The sequence below is a fragment of the Clostridioides sp. ES-S-0005-03 genome (assembly GCF_020658455.1).
Taxonomy (GTDB): Bacteria; Bacillota; Clostridia; order Peptostreptococcales; family Peptostreptococcaceae; genus Clostridioides.
Map to the genome: position 1 here is coordinate 1329130 of NZ_JACVWI010000001.1, position 18455 is coordinate 1347584.

At 29.3% G+C, this 18455-nt stretch carries 16 protein-coding genes; 4 read left to right on the forward strand and 12 right to left on the reverse strand.

Annotated features, from left to right (window positions below; genetic code table 11):
- The first annotated feature begins 294 nt into the window (after positions 1 to 294).
- Both IC218_RS06295 and IC218_RS06300 read left to right on the forward strand, forming a co-directional pair.
- Positions 295 to 1506, forward strand: a complete 1212-nt coding sequence (locus tag IC218_RS06295) for an ROK family transcriptional regulator (RefSeq protein ID WP_227434857.1) — start codon at positions 295 to 297, stop codon at positions 1504 to 1506.
- Positions 1507 to 1605: 99 nt separating this feature from the next.
- The gene (locus IC218_RS06300) at positions 1606 to 2121 is read left to right on the forward strand and encodes a ferritin (protein ID WP_227434858.1); all 516 of its coding nucleotides are present in this window, start codon (positions 1606 to 1608) and stop codon (positions 2119 to 2121) included.
- Between the two features lie 133 nt (positions 2122 to 2254).
- Here the strand turns inward: IC218_RS06300 and IC218_RS06305 are convergent, their stop codons facing one another.
- From IC218_RS06305 to IC218_RS06335, 7 genes are all read right to left on the reverse strand, one after another.
- Positions 2255 to 4354: an acetate--CoA ligase family protein gene (locus IC218_RS06305; RefSeq protein ID WP_227824043.1), complete on the reverse strand. Its 2100-nt coding sequence runs from the start codon at positions 4352 to 4354 to the stop codon at positions 2255 to 2257.
- 124 nt (positions 4355 to 4478) lie between these two features.
- Positions 4479 to 5018 (reverse strand): 2-oxoacid:acceptor oxidoreductase family protein, encoded by a 540-nt coding sequence (locus IC218_RS06310; protein WP_227482504.1) that lies wholly within the window; start codon positions 5016 to 5018, stop codon positions 4479 to 4481.
- Positions 5019 to 5020: 2 nt separating this feature from the next.
- Positions 5021 to 5761, reverse strand: a complete 741-nt coding sequence (locus tag IC218_RS06315; RefSeq protein ID WP_227434863.1) for a thiamine pyrophosphate-dependent enzyme — start codon at positions 5759 to 5761, stop codon at positions 5021 to 5023.
- Between the two features lies 1 nt (position 5762).
- Positions 5763 to 6812 (reverse strand): 3-methyl-2-oxobutanoate dehydrogenase subunit VorB, encoded by a 1050-nt coding sequence (vorB, locus tag IC218_RS06320; RefSeq protein ID WP_227482503.1) that lies wholly within the window; start codon positions 6810 to 6812, stop codon positions 5763 to 5765.
- A 16-nt stretch (positions 6813 to 6828) separates the two neighbouring features.
- On the reverse strand, positions 6829 to 7047 hold the full coding sequence (locus IC218_RS06325) for an indolepyruvate ferredoxin oxidoreductase subunit alpha (RefSeq protein WP_227434869.1): 219 nt from the start codon (positions 7045 to 7047) through the stop codon (positions 6829 to 6831).
- Positions 7048 to 7079: 32 nt separating this feature from the next.
- Complete coding sequence (gene hisC, locus IC218_RS06330) at positions 7080 to 8183, reverse strand: histidinol-phosphate transaminase (protein WP_227824044.1); 1104 nt, start codon at positions 8181 to 8183, stop codon at positions 7080 to 7082.
- 99 nt (positions 8184 to 8282) lie between these two features.
- Positions 8283 to 9713, reverse strand: a complete 1431-nt coding sequence (locus IC218_RS06335; protein ID WP_227434873.1) for an MFS transporter — start codon at positions 9711 to 9713, stop codon at positions 8283 to 8285.
- 674 nt (positions 9714 to 10387) lie between these two features.
- Here IC218_RS06335 and IC218_RS06340 point away from each other — a divergent pair.
- On the forward strand, positions 10388 to 11752 hold the full coding sequence (locus IC218_RS06340; RefSeq protein WP_227824045.1) for a sodium:solute symporter family protein: 1365 nt from the start codon (positions 10388 to 10390) through the stop codon (positions 11750 to 11752).
- Positions 11753 to 11775: 23 nt separating this feature from the next.
- Positions 11776 to 12429 (forward strand): TetR/AcrR family transcriptional regulator, encoded by a 654-nt coding sequence (locus IC218_RS06345; RefSeq protein ID WP_227434875.1) that lies wholly within the window; start codon positions 11776 to 11778, stop codon positions 12427 to 12429.
- A 120-nt stretch (positions 12430 to 12549) separates the two neighbouring features.
- On the opposite strand, the gene IC218_RS06350 is transcribed toward IC218_RS06345, so the two are convergent.
- The 5 genes from IC218_RS06350 to hflX all read right to left on the reverse strand — a co-directional run bounded on the left by IC218_RS06350 (position 12550) and on the right by hflX (position 18359).
- Entirely contained in the window at positions 12550 to 13332 is a 783-nt protein-coding gene (locus tag IC218_RS06350; protein ID WP_227434876.1) for an alpha/beta hydrolase, read from the reverse strand.
- 98 nt (positions 13333 to 13430) lie between these two features.
- Positions 13431 to 14597 carry an AI-2E family transporter gene (locus tag IC218_RS06355; RefSeq protein ID WP_227434877.1) on the reverse strand — a complete coding sequence of 389 codons (1167 nt, stop codon included), beginning with the start codon at positions 14595 to 14597 and terminating at the stop codon, positions 13431 to 13433.
- Between the two features lie 146 nt (positions 14598 to 14743).
- The gene (locus tag IC218_RS06360; protein ID WP_227434878.1) at positions 14744 to 16108 is read right to left on the reverse strand and encodes an aldehyde dehydrogenase; all 1365 of its coding nucleotides are present in this window, start codon (positions 16106 to 16108) and stop codon (positions 14744 to 14746) included.
- 207 nt (positions 16109 to 16315) lie between these two features.
- A complete protein-coding gene (locus tag IC218_RS06365) occupies positions 16316 to 16855 on the reverse strand; it encodes a flavodoxin domain-containing protein (protein ID WP_227434879.1) in 540 nt (179 codons plus the stop codon).
- A 232-nt stretch (positions 16856 to 17087) separates the two neighbouring features.
- Positions 17088 to 18359, reverse strand: a complete 1272-nt coding sequence (gene hflX, locus IC218_RS06370; RefSeq protein ID WP_413927137.1) for a GTPase HflX — start codon at positions 18357 to 18359, stop codon at positions 17088 to 17090.
- Positions 18360 to 18455: the final 96 nt, after the last annotated feature.

An 18455-nucleotide genomic window follows, 5' to 3' on the forward strand; every position in this document is an offset into this window, starting at 1 on the left:
TTTTTCACATCTTACGATAACTGAAAATACAACTCTTAGTGTTTGTATCAATTCTTCTTTTGTATATTTATCTATAGTATTTCACCTCAAATCCTAATTTATTATTGTATACCTTAACTTACTTTAATATTTTTTCATACTATTATAACATATTTTTAGTGCTATTCTAATATATAATGTGATATATTCTAATTAATGGTATTTTCGAACTTAATCAAATGTTATTCTATTATAAGGTCATAGTATATATATGAAAATACATAAAAATACTTAACTTTTTTAAGGAGATCTACGATGAGCAACAAACAAGGTTCTAACATAAAAGATGTAAAAATTAAAAATAAGTTAATAATACTGAAACTACTTTCTACAAATACTCCTATGTCTAGAGTTGATTTAGCTAAATCTACAGGTCTTACTAAAATGACTTTATCAAACCTAGTCACTGAACTTATTAATGAAAATATGATTAGAGAGATAGAATCATCAACTTTAAATGCACATTCATCAGGTCGTAAACCTATTTTATTAGATATTTCTAATATCTCTCCTTGTGTTTGTGGCATTTTGATAAGAAGAAATATTTGTAAGGTAATCATTGCAGATTTAAAAGGTAATATTGTCAAACAACTTTTTGAGACTTACCCTAAATATCTGTCAAATGACGTTTTAAAAGATATAATAAAACGAATGTTTTCTAAAATAATGAAAAATAACAAAAGAGATATAATTGGAATTGGGATTTCTTCAATAGGTCCTGTAGATAATATAAATGGTATAATATTAAATCCTCCAGACTTTGGAAACGTATCAAACCTAAACATAGTAAATTTTATAGGAGAAATATCTGATTTACCTATATTTTTGATAAATGATGCTAATGCAGGTGCTTTGGCTGAAAAAATGTATGGTCTAGGTAAAGATATTCCAAATTATATATATCTACATATAATGAATGGAATCGGAGCTGGTTTAGTATTAGAAAATAAACTTCACACTGGTAATTTAGGGCAAAGTGGTGAAATAGGGCATACATCTATTAATTTTAGTGGTCCAGTATGCAGTTGTGGCAATAATGGATGTCTAGACTATTATACAAGTGTGAGTAAGTTAATTAAAAGAATTGAATCGTTAAGTCATATTTATCCAGATTCTCCACTAATTAATTGTAAAGATTTTTCTCTAGTCAAGTTAATAGATGAAGCCAATAACAAGGATAATCTAGGTATGTTTTTACTTGATGAATTTTGTACATATATATCATATGCATTAGTAAATACACTTACCTTAATTGATTGTAGTTCTATAATAATAGGTTATGACTTTAATATTCCTGGTACATTTATAGAAAATACATTATTAAAGAAATTGACTGCTTCAGCAAGTTTTTCTAAATATAAAAAAATAAATGTAAGGCATTCAAATTTTGGAGCAAATGCACCACTAATTGGTTCTGTAGCCATAGTAAGCTATAATTTTTTTAATGGTAGTATAAGTTTTGATTAAATATGTAAAATATTAAAATATTTAATCACTTTTGTTGAATATTTTTCCATTTAATATTATTATATCTTATAAGAGCGTTTAAAATTTGGAGGTATAAAAATGATTTCAGCTAAAATGGAAAAATTACTTAATGAACAGATTAACCATGAATTATATTCTGCATATCTTTACCTTTCTATGTCTTCTTACCTTGAAGCAGAAGGACTTAAAGGATTTTCTAATTGGTTTTATGTTCAATATAAAGAAGAAACAGACCATGCTATGTATTTCTACAAATACTTACATAATGTAGGAGGAAATGTTCAGCTTGATGCTATACCAATGCCAGATGCAGATTTCACTTCTGCAATGGATGTTCTTGAGCGTACATTAGCTCATGAACAAAAAGTTACTGCTTTAATAAACAATCTAGCTGCTGTAGCAAACTCTGAAGCAGACTTTAGAACTTCTCAATTCTTACTTTGGTTTATATCTGAACAAGCAGAAGAAGAGACAACTTGCGAAGACAATATAAAACGTGTTAAACTTGCTGGAGAAGGTGGGTTATTCTTTGTAGACCAAGAATTGGCTACTCGTACATATTCAGTACCAACAAATCCACCTGTAACAATATAAAAATATTACCATTAAAATTTTTAGTATAATAGATAAGGTGTATTAAATGTGGGGTGACTGAAAATCACAATCTATAAATTAGTGTGATTTTCAGTCAGTACTTTAATTATGGTTGAATACCAAAACTTGTTAACTATTTATATTTAACTATTAAGGCGTCTACTGCACATACACCTTTTCCTTTAGGATATACGAACACAGGATTTAAATCTATTTCCTTAACCTCATCCTTGTTTTCATAAGCATATTTACCTAATTTAACCATCATATCCGCAAGAGCATCAACATCACAAGGTTCACTACCTCTGTATCCATTTAAAAGCTTAAATGATTTCAACTTCTTAAGCATCATTATAGCTTCATCATGATTTATAGGCAAAGGATATAAAGTAGTATCTTTAAATACTTCTACAAACACTCCACCTAAACCAACCAATAACATTGGTCCAAACTGGTCATCATTAGTTATACCAATAATTATTTCTATTCCACTTTCAACCATTTCTTGAACCAATATACCATCAATCTTGGCATTTGGCTTTGCTTCTTTTACGTTAGTTAAAATCTCATTATATGCGTTTACTGCCTCTTCTCTATTATTAATTCCTACTTTGACTCCTCCAACATCAGACTTGTGTAATATCTCTGAAGAGTTTATTTTTAGGACAACAGGATAGTTTATATAATTTAAAATTTCATCCAATTCATCAATACTTTTTGCAATACCTTGACCTGGCACTGGTACTCCATATTTCTTCATTTCAATTTTACTGTCTAATTCCGATAAAGCTACTACATTATTTGAGTTTCTTTTCTTAACAGCTTCAAATTCTAAAGTTCTCTTTGAATAATCATAATCTACAAATTTAGCCATTTTATTGAAACAAGTAAATGTAGTCCCAACTGATGACATTATAGGTACTTGGCTGTTTTCTAACCTAGCCCTATAATTCAGATATCTATTTCCTTCAAGTGTAGGAACTGCAAATACAGGTTTCTTTAATCCCTGCTCTCTAGCTTCGCTTACAGCTTGACAAAGAGTCTCATGCATTTCATTTTCTTCATCTCTTATATTTGCACCTATCATAGTAAATCCAACACTATCATCTTTATCAAATGTGTGTAATAATCCTACTATCATATCTTTTTCATGGAATAATGCAGTCGTAGCATCCAATGGATTTTTAGGTGTTGCAAATCCTGGAAGATATTTTTTCATCTCTTCTTTAGTTTCAGCAGATATTTCTGCAAGTTCTACGCAATTTTCTTCTGCTAAATCTGCACAAATAGTATTTTCTCCGCCTGAGAAGTTTATTGCTGCAAAATTAGAATTTTTAGGTAAATTACCCTCTAAGACACTAAAAGCCTGAGCTAAACTCATAAATTGTTCTAAATTCTCTACAGAAATTACTCCATACTTTTCAAAAATACTTTCAAAAGCTTTACTTGAACCAGCTAAGTTTCCTGTATGGGAAGCAGCTGATATAGCTCCTTTTTCTGACCTTCCTGACTTCAAGATTATTACTGGTTTTCTTTTTTGAGCTGCTTTTTTTAGTGCATTTATAAATTTTTGAGGATTTTTTAGTCCCTCAAGATAAATAGCTATTACTGATGCATAATTATCATCTACAAGAAAGTCTACTGCATCTTCTAGTGTAACTATATTTCCATTTCCTGTTGAAAAACCATAAGATATATTAAAATAATCACTTGAAACAATTTCTGCAGTTATAAATCCACTTTGCCCTACAATTCCTATCCCTGGTTTTTTAGTATCCAAATCCCACTTAGAACCACCAGCCCATAGATTAACTTTATCTATACAGTTTAGTAATCCCATACAGTTTGGACCTAATATTTTCATATCATATGTATTAGATATTTCTATAAGTTGATTTTCTAAATCTACTCCATCTTCTGTTCCTTCTTCTGCAAATCCACTAGCATATACCACTGCCGCCTTTGTTCCTAATTCTCCAGAATCCTTTAACACAGATGGAACTACATTTCTAGGTGTGCATACTACCACACAGTCTACAACTTCTGGAACTTCTTGTATTGTCTTATAACATTTTCTGCCAAATAACTCTTCTCTTTTTGGATTTACATAATATACTCTATCTGTATCTTTACTTTTTACTATGCTAAGTGCAGCACTTCTACCAAAACCAAGTTTATCAGTAACTCCTACTATAGCAATACTCTTTGGTCTAATAAGTTTTTCCAAACTCATAAATTCACTCTCCTATATGTTTATAGTTGTGATTTTAAGTAAATTCCATCTCAAGATAAAGCTTCTCTTGGCACTTAAGATTTGCTAAATCTTGAGATGAATCACTTAAGATAAGGGTAATTTATTAAATGGCGTTATTATAGCCTTCCATGAATGCTGCTTCATTTTGAACATTAAATTTGCCTTTTCCTTTTTCCTCAAAGAAATCACACATAGTTTTTATAGCTAATTCTTTCTCAAATAATCCTGTTTTTGCAACCAATGCTCCAAGAACTACTACATTTGCGGCTTTTGGATTGTTTGCCTTTTGAGCTAATTCCTGACAATTTATTTTAACTACATTTACATCTTCTCTTAATACTATATTTTCATCTATAGCAGACGTATTAATAACTACTGTTCCTCCTTCTTTTACTAAATTTATATAATCTAAGGATGGCTTATTCATTGCTACTAAAACATCTATTTCTTCCATATCAGGTCCACCTATACTCTCATCAGAAAACTTAACCACACTGTATGCTTTTCCACCTCTCATAGTTGGACCATATGCTGGCATCCAAGTAACTTGTTTTCCTAATTCAAGTGCTGATTCAGCCACAATTAAACCTAAAGTTAAGACTCCTTGACCACCAAATCCTGCAAATACTAACTCTTTTTCCATAACTATTCACCATCCCTTTGCTTAAATTCGCCAAGAGTATAATATGGCACTATTTCTTCTTCAATCCACTGGATAGATTTTTCTAATGATACACCCCAGTTAGTTGGGCAAGGTGCTAATATTTCAACCAATGAATATCCCTCTCCATTCAATTGAGCTTCTATAGCATTTTTTATATATTTTTTTAGATTAATTATTTCTTTTGGACTATGAACTGAACCTCTTGCTACATAGGCTACATCAAAGTAATTTGCCACCATTTCAGGAACTTTTAATGGACTACCAGTAGTTTTTATATCTCTTCCATTTACACTTGTTGTTGTAACTTGACCTGGCATAGTAGTCCATGACATTTGACCACCAGTCATTGCAAAGTTATTGTTATTTATTACAAACACAGTTATATTATGATTTCTATATGCAGTATTTAATGTTTCAGAAAGACCTATAACATATGCATCTCCATCACCTTGATAAGTCATAACTAACATATCTGGTCGTGCTACTTTTACTCCTATAGCTGTAGATGAAGCTCTACCATGTGCGGTTTGCATCTTATCTCCATTCCAGCTAAAATTCATATTACAAACACAGCCAACGCCTAAAGTTAATACATGATTTTTTTCATATCCATTTTCTTCTATCACTTCTGCTATTATACGGTTTACTATTCCATGACCACAACCTGGGCAAAATTTATTTGGTATTGAAACAATGCTAGGTGTTAATCTATCTGTAGCCATATTAGAACACCTCCTTAATTTCGCCAGATTTTATTTTGCTGTAAGTGTCCATTACTTGTAATGTTTTTGGTATATGATTTCCACTAAATAATCCATAAACAGGTACATTTTCTTTGCATATTTTCTTTGAAGCTAATGCAACATCCTCTACTAACTGCCCTGTATCAGTTGACTCTACTGAGATAAATCCTTTTACATCTTTATTTACCTTTTCAAATGCTTTATATGGGAAAGGCCACACTGTTATTGGTCTTATTATTCCAACTTTTTCGCCTTGTTCTCTAAGTCTTCTAACCGCATTCATAGTTGTTCTTGATGGTATACCGAACGCTACAAACACATATTCTGCATCTTCAACTTGATAATCTTCCCATTGTTGTTCATTTTCAGTTATTTTCATACGCTTTTCCATACAAAAAGCTGGTTTTTGGTTATCTGGAACTTTTGCATGGTCTCTATTGCTTCCATCATAAGTCCAACCTAAGTCTTCTTCTCTTTTCTTAAATTCAGGAAACTCTACTGGTTCCATCATTTGACCTAAAGCTGCTTCTGTCAAAATTTCAACAGGCACTCTATATTTCTCCGCTACATCAAATGAGTTATACATTAAATCTACAGTTTCTTGAATACTATTTGGTGCATAAACTATTAGATGATAATCTCCATTTCCTCCCCCTCTAGTGTCTCTTAGGTAGTCTGTTTGTGCTGAATCTAGTGAACCAAGACCAGGTCCCCATCTTTGCACATTTACAATTACACAAGGATAATGATTTGCACATAAATATGAGATTCCTTCTTGTTTTAAAGATATTCCTGGTCCTGAAGAACTTGTCATAGACCTCATTCCACTTGCATATGCTCCATATACCATATATATAGCAGCCATTTCATTTTCAGATTGTATAAAAGTTCTTCCAAGTTCAGACATTCTATGTGATAAAAATTCCATTACCTCTGTTTGTGGTGTAATTGGATATCCTGCATAAAACTCACAACCACCTCTTAGAGCTGCTTCTGCAATGGCGTGATTCCCCTTCCACATTTTTTTCATATTCTCCCAACTCCTTTTAAGCCTCTTGACATGCTTCTTCTTTAATTATTTCAAATACATTATCTGGACATACTTGATAGCAGATTCCACAAAGTATGCATTTGCTTTCATCGACTTCTACATGAGTATATCCTTCTGTGTTTATATTATCGGATATTTTTAATGCTCCTTTTTTACAAGATATAACGCAGTATTCACAACTTTTACATCTCTCTGCGTTTATTTTTAAACTCATAGTTACACCCCATTTCGTAATATTTCTATCTATTAGCCAATACTTGGCTCTTCCTTAAGATTTAATATTTCTTTTAAAACTGCTACAAATTTCTTGTTTTCTTCCATAGTTCCAATACTTACACGTGCATGTGTAGCATTTGGTCTTATTACAAAACCTCTTTGTTTTAAGTCTTCAAATAGCTTAGGTATATCTGTTTTCATATCTACATAAAGGAAGTTTGATTGTGAATCTACAACATCAAATCCCATTTTTGTGAACTCGTCTTTGAAATAATCCATTCCAACTCTATTTAACTCATATGTCTCCTTTATAAATTCATCATCATCAAGTGCTGCTGTTGCTCCACTTATCGCAACACGATTAGCAGAGAAAGGTTCTTTTACGGTAAATAAAGTTCTTATTATCTCATCTTTAGCAATACCATACCCTACTCTAAGTCCTGCAAGACCATATATTTTAGAGAAAGTTCTTGTCACTATAACATTGTAATTTTCTCTTACATATTTAAGCCCATCCACATAATTAGGTACTGTTAAAAATTCTATATATGCTTCATCTAATATAGTTATAATATTTTCAGGGACTTTCTTTAAAAATTCTTCCAATTCTTTATCATCTACAATTGTTCCTGTTGGATTATTAGGATTACATACACATATTAACTTTGTTTTATCTGTAATCTTATCTAATATACCTTGTAAATCATACTTATAATCCTCTGTTAAAGGTACCTCTACTGGTATTCCTTCATTTTTAACAGTTACTGTTCTATAAGACGGGAATGTTGGGTCACAGTATATAACTTCATCCCCTCTATTTATAAAAGCTTCACCTATTAGCGTGATAACGTTATCTGCTCCATTAGCAACAATGAAATTTTCTGCTTTTAGATTCAATTTTTCAGCTAATTTTCTTCTAAGTTCATTAGCTTCTGGCTCTGGATAAAGTTGACCTTGTTTTAACATTTCAATCATAGCTTCCATTGCTTTTGGTGATGGTCCTAGAGGATTTTCATTTGAAGCTAGTTTTATTATTTCTTTTACACCATATTTTTCTTTTACTTTTTCTATTGGTTCACCTGGAACATATTGATGTAATTCTTTTACTGTATTTCTCAATAATTTTTCTATCATTTTTAAAAGCCCCCTCTGTATATGTATTTTCATTTATATAAACGCTATTGCGTCTACTTACTCTCACAACTAAACTAAGTCATTTACTCAAATTTTTTATTAAGCGTTTCTTTGATTTAATTCTTCTCTTATTTGATTTAATTTTTTATCACTTACTGGATATAAGATTGCTATAACAACAGCTATTATTAAAGGTATTGCCATAGAGTAAGAAATCATATTTATAAAACCTGTTTTAACTGCTGCTGTAACTACCATATCAGCTTGATATCCCATTGAATTCATTAAAATTGTTCTTATAGTAGTCGCAAGTAATACACCTACTTGTATTGCAACTGGATATAGTGACATACTTAAACCTGGTAAATCTTTTCCTGATTTCCAATGTCCATAATCACAAGAACCAGCAAAGAAGTTAAGATTTATTATTGATACTACATTTGAGAAACCTCCACCAATTGCCAATAACATAGTTACACCTAAAGTTGTTCTCCCCCAAGGAGTCCATGCAACTAACAAGTGACATAATGCACATATAGAGAAAGAAATTATTGAAGCTAATTTTTGTTCTTTACAAATTCTTATAAATACTGGTGCGAAAAACATAAAGCCTACACTTACCAAAGGCATTATTGCTAAAAATACTGCTAATCCACGTTCATCTTCTATTACATACTTAAAGTAATAAGGAGCTAAAGGTCCTAAACCTATAGATCTTATGCATATAAGAAACTCTAAACAGAATGCCATCATAAGTGGTACATTAGTAAATAAAGCTTTTAGCATTTCACTTGCTTTAATTTTTGGTTTTTCTTCTTTTTGAAGTACTTCAGCTTCTGCTCCAGACTTTATTATCTCTGTTGAAGAAAACCAAAATACTAGAAGACATCCTACTGCAAAGAATAGATAAGTACCTAAATAACCCATTCCTTCTCCACCTAGTACATCTGCAAATAAAACTAATAATAACGGATATGAAAAACCTACTAAAAATTTTCCAACTTCTTTGAATATATTTGTAGTAGTCGAACCTATAACTCTGTCTCTAGGTGTTTTAGTAACCACAGGGTAAATAGCATAGATTATAGTGAAAACTACTTGCTGAGCACAAGATGCTATTAACAATAATGCTGTCATTAAAGGTAAAAGCAATGTTGGGCTTATTTTCATTAATGGAACTATGAAAAATACTCCATATGTTAGTGCTAATGCTGCTGGTGTATATCTAAGCCAAGGATAATATTTTCCTTTTTTAAATGGTTGTTTGTCAAATACAGTCCCTGTTATCGGAGCCACAGCCATCTTTATGAAAGATTGTATTATTTGCATACCACCTGCCATAATTACCCCAAGCTTTGCTACATCAGTTAAAAATATGTTTGTTACTGTTGATACAAAGTAGCCTATAAAATTATATGCCAAATTTATAGAACCTGAGTAAGTGTATACTGCTCTCTTTTTAGGGTCTCTCATATCATCTCTAAAGTTTGATATAAGGTTTCCTTTTGGTTTGCTTTCTTGACTACTCACATCTACCCCTCCTTAATATAATTTATTCTTTATTTATTTTTATTCACGTATAATAATTTGAATTTCAAATCCAACTCTACACTTTCTATGATTCGAACCAAAATTTTATATGTGTATAATTTTAATTTAATTATATTCTTAAAATTCATAATTGTCAAACACTTTTTGGTTTTATTTTTTCATTACTTAAATGAACTAAAAAGGCATTTATACTTAATTTAAATCGTTATTTTTATTAATATATCCATATAAAGTGTCACCAAAGCATACATTCTAAATTATTTTATCAAAATTTTACTTATTTTAAATTATTATAAATTTATTCAAGAATAATTTTTATCTTCTTTTTATATACTACAATCAGATATTAAAAATATTTTTTCACCCTTTAAATTCCTTTTATTTTTATACATGTACTATTGATTTTAAAATAAAAGCATGTTACAATTACAAAAAAGAATATATCAAGTAAACGTTTATTATAATCTTTAATTTCAGAATTTTCAATTTTCTTATTTTATCTAACTTTTACATAACATAATATGTTAAATTATTGTAGCTACACTAATCCAAAGCCAGTTAAAGTCAATATTGTCTTACTTTTATATAAAATATATTTTATAAATATATTTTATAAATTTTATTTAAAAAATATTATATAAGGAGAAAAAATTATGTTACTTTTAATTGCTACATGTGCAGTGTACATATGGATTGGCTTTTATTTTTCTAAAAAAGTTAAAACAGCATCCGATTTCCTAATTGCGGGTAGAAATCTTCCTTTACCCATACTTGCCGCAACTATTGCTGCTACGTCTTTTGGAGGAGGATGTTTGGTTGGTGGAGTTCAATGGGGAGCTGAAAGAGGACTATGGGTTGGTATGTACTCTACTATAGGTGCGGCTTTAGCTTGTTTTGTAAATGCGTTTTTTGCAGGAAAATTAAGAAGCTTATCATGTGATATAACACCTGCTGACTATATTGAAACTAGATATGGTCATAGTATATTCTTAAGAGCTTATCAATGTCTTGTAACACCAATATCAATATTAGCTATTATGGGCAGTCAACTAATATCTTTTGGTTCTGTATCTACTGCATTTGGTATCCCTTATGATATAGCTGTAATTGTAGGAGTCATAGTAATCATTATATATACTTATGCATCAGGAATGTGGGGAGTTGCAGTATCAGCATTTATTCAACTTGCTATTTGTGTAGTATTTTTGCCAATAGTAGCTTATATAAGCTTAAAATTAGTTGGCGACAATCCTTTACTTATGTTACAATCAATGGTAAAAGAACCATTCTTCCCAGGAAATAAGTCGCTTAGTGATTTTATGTATACAGTTTTACCATTGGTTTTAGGCTCAATATTTTCTTATGAAAGTTTTTTGAGATACCAATGTGCTGATAATGCTAAAAATGCAGTTAAAAGCAGTGTTATTGCAGGATTTATACTATTATTTCTTGCTTTCCCTATAGGCATAATTGGAGCTATTGGTGGTAGTTTATTTCCAAACATATCATCTGTTCAGGTTTTACCTCAAATGATATCAACAACTCTACCTCCTTTAGTTTCTGTATTATTCTTAGCTGCTATATTAGCTGCCATAATGTCCACTGCTGACTCATTAATGACCTCAATGAGTGCCATAATATCGAGAGATATTTATAATAAATTATTACATCCTAATATAGAGTTTAATGATTTAAAAAATACTCTTAAATACTCTCAAATCGCCTCAGCTTTAACAGCTATAATAGGAGCAATTATAGCACTCAAGTTTGACAGTTTATTAGAACTATTATTTTGGCCAGCACCATTATGTACAGGTGTGATATTTGCACCATTTGTCATTGGTCTTTCCTGGAAAGGTGCTACAAAAAAAGGAGCTATCTGTGCTGTCATAGTAAGTGCAATATTAGCATTTTTAAATATGATTGGCTTCCTTACTGTCTTTGACAGAATTTTAGTACCTATAATAGGTGGTTCGGTTACGATATTTATAGTTAGTAAATTTTCAAAAAAAGATTGAAAAGAAAGGTATACACAGTAAATATGTCAAAATCAGAAAAAGGTAAGGAAACAAAAGCTAGTATTATAAGTGCTGCTAGAGAATTATTTTTTGAACAAGGTTATCACAAGACAACCACTAGGCAAATTGCAGAAAGAGCCAATATAAATTTAGGCTTAATAAGTTATTATTTCTCAAGTAAAAGTGAAATAGGAGCTATAATATATGAAGATATAAGGGATGAAATGCAATCTTTAATCTATAATTATCATGAAGAAGGTACAATGATGATGTTCTTTCTTGCTATGAATGCTGACCTTTGTTTTCTTTTAAAAAATGAAGCGTATAGAAACTTTTATTTGGATATAGCTTATGAGGAGGCTATTTTAAGCTATCAACGAAGTGTAACTGAAATGGTCATGAAAAGATATGTTAATGAAAAAGAATCTATAGAACATGACGAATTGATACTTTCCTGTATTGGTATACTCGCTATGAAACCTGAGATAATTAGGGTCTATACTTCACATAAATATGATATATCTTATCAATCTGTAATAAAATATTTTACAAAACAGTTTCTAATTAACCTTGGTCACAGCACTGATTTATGCGAAGATATTTTAGAAGAATTGAGTAAATACTATATAGATATAGTTGATAATTTTACGCCAATAATAACTCGCATAAGAACTTAATAAAATTTTATTGAACTTTTAGAGACTGAAATTTTGAAATCATAATTGTATTTTAATATTTCAGTCTTTATTACGTTTAAAAATACTTTATAATATTTTGCTCTAATGACAATAAAATGCTTATCCAATTGCATCTATAAATTTCTTTATCCATAAATCCCATAGACGCCATTCATGACCACCAACACACTCTTCATATACAATATCAACATCTAAAGATTCTGCATATTTTTTAAAGGTTTGATTATTCTTATATAAAAAATCCCTATCACCACAAAATTGATAAATTTTAGGAATATCTTTATTACTCTCTTTAAGATTCTTAAGTATGTAAAGTAAATCATTCTCACTATTTCTAGCATCTTCTGGTTTCCCAAAGTCATGGAATAGAATATCAGCATTTGTTTCTATTTGCTGATTTTCCAACTCATGAATCATATCAGGTGAACCAGAAAAACTTGCTACTGCTGAAAATTCATTTGGTTTTGAAAGTGCTAATTTTAAAGCGCCATACCCTCCCATAGACATTCCAGCTACAAAATTATCTTCTCTCTTATCTGATAAAGGAAATATAGCTCTAACAAATCTAGGTAACTCTTCACTTACAAAGGTGAAATATTTATGTCCATATAACATATCTGTGTAAAAACTAGTTTCTACCCTTGGTATTACTAAAGCTATATTTTTGCTTTTGGCATAATGTTCTACATTAGTGTATCTAATCCATGAACTTTGGTCATCTTCTAGCCCATGAAATAAGTACAATGTTTTAAACTTACCTTCAAAGTCATATATCTCTTTGCCAGTAAATAGTTCTTTTCCATTTGCTATAGGTAAAACTACGATTATATCAGTCTCTCCTCCTGTATATTTTGATTTAAATTTACATTCTATAAATGCCACAAAAAACACCTCTTTTATAATGAATTTATTATCTAAAAAACACCAAGATTTTAATTGTCTCAGTGCTTTAAATATTTTATTAATTTATATATTTTTAACTACATATAATCAGAAGTATCTGTTGGTAATCCTTTTTTATCTAATTTACCCTCAATAATATCTTTAATTATAGAATAAATTACTGCAAATAGAGGAACTCCTATTACCATTCCAACAAAGCCTAATAATTTACCTGCAACTAACAATGAGAATAAAATCCAAAATGCAGATATCCCAATTGAGTCTCCAAGTATTTTAGGACCTATAATATTTCCATCTATTTGTTGTATTATTAATATAATTAACAATAACCATAGTGCTTGTATTGGAGAAACAAACATTACTATTATTGTAGATGGTATTGCTCCAAACAGTGGTCCAAAGAATGGAATAATATTTGTAATACCAATTATTACTGATATTAATAATGTATATGGCATTTTTACCACTGTAAGTATTACAAATGTTAAAATACCTATAATAAATGAATCTAGTATCTTACCACCTAAAAATCTACCAAATGTATAGTTACTTCTGTGAGTTAATTCTAGAATTTTAGCAGCTTGTGTTTCTGTAAAAAGTGCATAAGTTATTTTTTTACTTAATCCATAGAATTTTTCTTTATCAATTAGCAAATATACTGAAACAATCAATCCTAGTACAATATTCCATATACTAGAAGCTATATCCTTCAACATATTTCCTAATATTGGTATTAAATCTGTTACAAATTTTATAATGTATGTGACAAATTCATTCCATTTATCTACTGCTAAATTAAAGTATTGTTCATCAAGATTTAAATCAGTCATTAATTTATCAAGAAGCTTAGTTGCGTTGTTTACATACATAGGTATATCATTTGCTAATCCAACAATACTCTCAATTACTTGAGGTAATACGAATTGCATAAATAAGTAAAGTATCAATGCAGCTGTTGCATATGTTAATAAAAGACCCAATCCTCTTTTTGATTTTTGTTTTAGGTTTTTTAATTTTTCACTTTTGATAAAAAGTCTTTCTTCATAAAATTTCAAAATAAAATTCAGAAGATATGCAATAGCAAACCCTATTATAAATGGCTGTAATGTTGTAAACATAATATCTAAATTGTTAGAGAATACATCAATTTGTGATGATATAAGATAGAATATAATACTACAAGCAGATATTATAAACGTATAAATTGCTATTGTCGTGTACTTTGTATTCCAATTAATTTTCATTTTTTCCTCCTTATTTCTATATAATTAAATTTTATCACAAAATTACTACTTTTATAACAAATATGCCAAATTAAAATTTTTAATTTGATAAAATATAATCAAAATATATATTTTTAATTTGATTTGTATTTTTTCTACAATATAGTTTACATCATTTTTTTAAGAATTTTAATTAATTTATCATTATATGGTGCATATCTAATAGGAATATCTAAATTTAATTTTTTCAATACACTTTTGTAATGCGTAAATGTATCAAATCCTGCTTTACCATGATATGAACCCATACCACTTTCACCAATACCTCCAAATGGTAAGTAGTTGGTAGCTATATGGATAATTGTATCATTTACACAACACCCTCCTGCTGGAATCATTTCTAAAACTTTATTTTCCAAATACTTATCTTTTGTAAATATATAAAGAGCTAGTGGATTTGGTCTTTGTATAATTTCTTGCAAAATTTCGTCTAAGTTTTTGTATGTCAAAACAGGAAATACTGGTCCAAATATTTCCTCCTTCATTATATCATCATCCCAACTAGCATCATCTATTATAGTTGGCTCTATTTTTAATGTATGGTTATTATAATTACCACCATATACTACCTTTTCCATATCAATAAGGGATATTATACGCTTAAAATGCTTTTCATTTATAATTTTAGGAAATTGCTCATTATCACATGGATTCTCTCCAAAATACTGTTCAATATAATATTTTATTTTCTCTATTAACTCATCTTTTTTATTCTCATGTACTAAAATATAATCTGGTGCTACACAAGTTTGTCCTGCATTTATTAGTTTTCCCCATGTCAATCTTTTTGCAGCAAGATTTATATCTGCATCTTCTAGTATAATACAAGGACTTTTTCCTCCTAGTTCCAAAGTTATAGGAGTTAAATACTTTGATGCTGCTTTCATAATTACTTTACCTACCGCAGTGCTTCCTGTAAAAAATATATAATCGAATTTTTCTAAAAGTACTTTTTCGCTTTCTTCTTGGTCACCTTGAACTACTGCAATATATTCTTTTGAAAATATACTTTCAAGTATGTCTTTGATTATATGTGAAGTTGATACAGAGTACTCAGAAAGTTTTATTATTGCACAATTGCCTGCTGCTAATGACCAAACCAATGGTATAAGAGCTAGTTGAAATGGATAATTCCAAGGTGACATTATAAGTGTAACACCATAAGGTTGAGGAACAACCTTAGATATAGATGGAAAATTGACCATACTTGAACGAACTCTTTTTGTTTTGCTCCATTTTTTTATATTTTTTATAGCAAAATTCAACTCACTATATAAAATACCTACTTCTGTCATAAATCCTTCAAAATTTGATTTATTTAAATCCTGTTTTAATGCCACAAGTATTTTATCTTCATTTTTTAATATAACTGACTTTAGCTTTTTTAACTGCTCTAAACGAAATGATACATCTCTTGTTTTACCTGTATTATAGTATTCCCTTTGCATCATTACTATCTTATTTATATCCACTATTTAAACCCCCCTCTTTAAGAATTAGACTACTCTATTTTTAAAACAAATTGTTTAAATTTCTATTAATATAATTTTTATACAATAATAAATTCATATCAATATAACATAAATTTACAAATAAAAAAAGCCCCCCTTTTAGATACAGGAGAACTAATAAAAAAATTGTATTTTTAAGAATTAATTACTCTATAAATTACAATATAGTTATAAGCTTGTGTTTTGAAGTTTATCCACATAATCAAGTATAGGATTTAGATACTTTTTATCACACCAATCAAAATCTTCTCCTAATAATAAAGGAGCTTCTATTGGATTAAAACCTTGACGTTGTTTTTTAGCTATTGACTTTTTAAGAAAACTACAAAGAGTGGTATCAAGCCATGACATTTTTGTTTCATTCCATTCGCCACGGCAGTAAAAACAAGGAATATTATTCAACTTATCCTTAAAATTAACTTCTCTCAGTTTTCTTATTACTGAATCATCATATGGAGATGCTCCTACACCAAAAACAACTAGATTTTTACCTGCTAATTTCTCATAGTGCTTTTTAAAAAAAGAAATTCCTGCTATATTACAAGCATAAAGACCTCCACCTAAAATAATTGTATCGTAATCTATAATCTTTTCTAGATTAACATCCTTAATTTCAAAAATATCACAAGCTAATGATTCTGAAAGCCATTTAGCATATTTTTTTGTTGAACCATACTTACTTTTATAAATTATCACTATATTTTTCATGTTAATTATCTCCTTAATCTTGATAATAACTATAATTAGTAACTAGTTACTTTATATTATAGTAATTAATTACTTTTGTGTCAATAATCTTATTTTTTATCATATATAATGAAGCGGTATAGCTTAGATAACTATACCGCTTTATACAAATTATAATTTATAATAATTTTACAACTTAACTCCAAACTAACTACTTTAAATAAATTCTAGATTACAATACCTTTTAAAAAGTTTATTCTAAAACATACTTTTTATACTTGTTATATTCTATATTACTACATTCTACATCTAAAAGAGTTCCCTCTTCCATATATTCTGTATTTATGACACTTGTATTATTATTAAAATAAGAAGCTACATTTCCTTCACTGTATGGAATCAAAAACTTACATCTTATATAATCTTTAAATATGCTATCACAAATGCATTTTACCATTTTGTCTATATTTATATTTTTTTTGGCTGAAACAAATATACCTTCCTTGCCTATATCATCTACAATATCATTTAATAATTCTTCATCAACTAAATCAATTTTATTGTAAATATTTATTATAGGGATATCATTTGCGCCAATTTGATTTAAAGTATCTACTGTTACTTTAATATGATTTTTATAGCTTGGATTTGAAACGTCAATAACATGTAATAACACATCTGCTTCGCACACTTCTTCTAATGTCGACCTAAATGCTTTTACTAAATCATGTGGTAGATTACTTACAAATCCAACTGTATCAGACAATAAAAATTCTTTATTATCTTGAAGAACTATGCTTCTAATAGAAGTTTCTAATGTCGCAAATAACATGTTTTTTTCAAATACTTTCTTTTCTTCAGAGTTTTTAAATATATCAACTAATTCATTCATTATTGAAGATTTTCCGGCATTTGTATATCCAACTAAAGCTACATTTGGAAGATTAGATTTTTTTCTCATATTTCTTTGAGTTTCTCGTTGGAATTTTAAATCATCTAATTCCCTATTTAGAGAAGTTATCTTTTCTTCTATTCTTCTACGGTCGAGCTCTAATTTCTTTTCACCAGAACCTCTATTTTTAGTACCTACTCCTCCACTTTGACGCCCTAAATTTTCATTTGAGCCTATAAGTCTTGGTAACATATATCTTAAACTTGCTACTTCCACTTGAAGCTTGGCTTCTCTAGTTTTTGCCCTTTGTGCAAATATATCAAGTATCAATGCTGTTCTATCTATAATTTCACAGTTTAATTTTTCTTCAAGGTTTTTAAGTTGTGATGTAGAAAGCTCATTATAAAACACAACTATATCTGCTTTTTCTTGCTTTATTATATTTAATAATTCTTCAACTTTACCTATACCAATATAATATGCTCTATTAACCTGCTTTGCATTTTGAGTTATACTTCCTACAACATCAATATTGCATGCAGAGCATAAGTTTTCAAGCTCAATCATTAGTTCGTTGAAATCCTCAGATTTACTATTTATGTTTAGTCCTACTATTATTCCTTTTTTTGCCATATCCATATTCTCCTTATATACTATTTTTTATTTAATATATAGCACGAGATTATGGCTCTATAATTAAATTCATTAAGAATTTGCTTGTTTAATTTT

What these genes read in the sequence shown, in the direction of transcription:
- IC218_RS06295 (WP_227434857.1), top strand. Translation starts at nt 295, where the DNA reads ATGAGCAACAAACAAGGTTCTAACATAAAAGATGTAAAAATTAAAAAT.
- IC218_RS06300 (WP_227434858.1), top strand. Translation starts at nt 1,606, where the DNA reads ATGATTTCAGCTAAAATGGAAAAATTACTTAATGAACAGATTAACCAT.
- IC218_RS06305 (WP_227824043.1), bottom strand. Translation starts at nt 4,354, where the DNA reads ATGAGTTTGGAAAAACTTATTAGACCAAAGAGTATTGCTATAGTAGGA.
- IC218_RS06310 (WP_227482504.1), bottom strand. Translation starts at nt 5,018, where the DNA reads ATGGAAAAAGAGTTAGTATTTGCAGGATTTGGTGGTCAAGGAGTCTTA.
- IC218_RS06315 (WP_227434863.1), bottom strand. Translation starts at nt 5,761, where the DNA reads ATGGCTACAGATAGATTAACACCTAGCATTGTTTCAATACCAAATAAA.
- vorB (WP_227482503.1), bottom strand. Translation starts at nt 6,812, where the DNA reads ATGAAAAAAATGTGGAAGGGGAATCACGCCATTGCAGAAGCAGCTCTA.
- IC218_RS06325 (WP_227434869.1), bottom strand. Translation starts at nt 7,047, where the DNA reads ATGAGTTTAAAAATAAACGCAGAGAGATGTAAAAGTTGTGAATACTGC.
- hisC (WP_227824044.1), bottom strand. Translation starts at nt 8,183, where the DNA reads ATGATAGAAAAATTATTGAGAAATACAGTAAAAGAATTACATCAATAT.
- IC218_RS06340 (WP_227824045.1), top strand. Translation starts at nt 10,388, where the DNA reads ATGTTACTTTTAATTGCTACATGTGCAGTGTACATATGGATTGGCTTT.
- IC218_RS06345 (WP_227434875.1), top strand. Translation starts at nt 11,776, where the DNA reads ATGTCAAAATCAGAAAAAGGTAAGGAAACAAAAGCTAGTATTATAAGT.
- IC218_RS06355 (WP_227434877.1), bottom strand. Translation starts at nt 14,597, where the DNA reads ATGAAAATTAATTGGAATACAAAGTACACGACAATAGCAATTTATACG.
- IC218_RS06365 (WP_227434879.1), bottom strand. Translation starts at nt 16,855, where the DNA reads ATGAAAAATATAGTGATAATTTATAAAAGTAAGTATGGTTCAACAAAA.
- hflX (WP_413927137.1), bottom strand. Translation starts at nt 18,359, where the DNA reads ATGGCAAAAAAAGGAATAATAGTAGGACTAAACATAAATAGTAAATCT.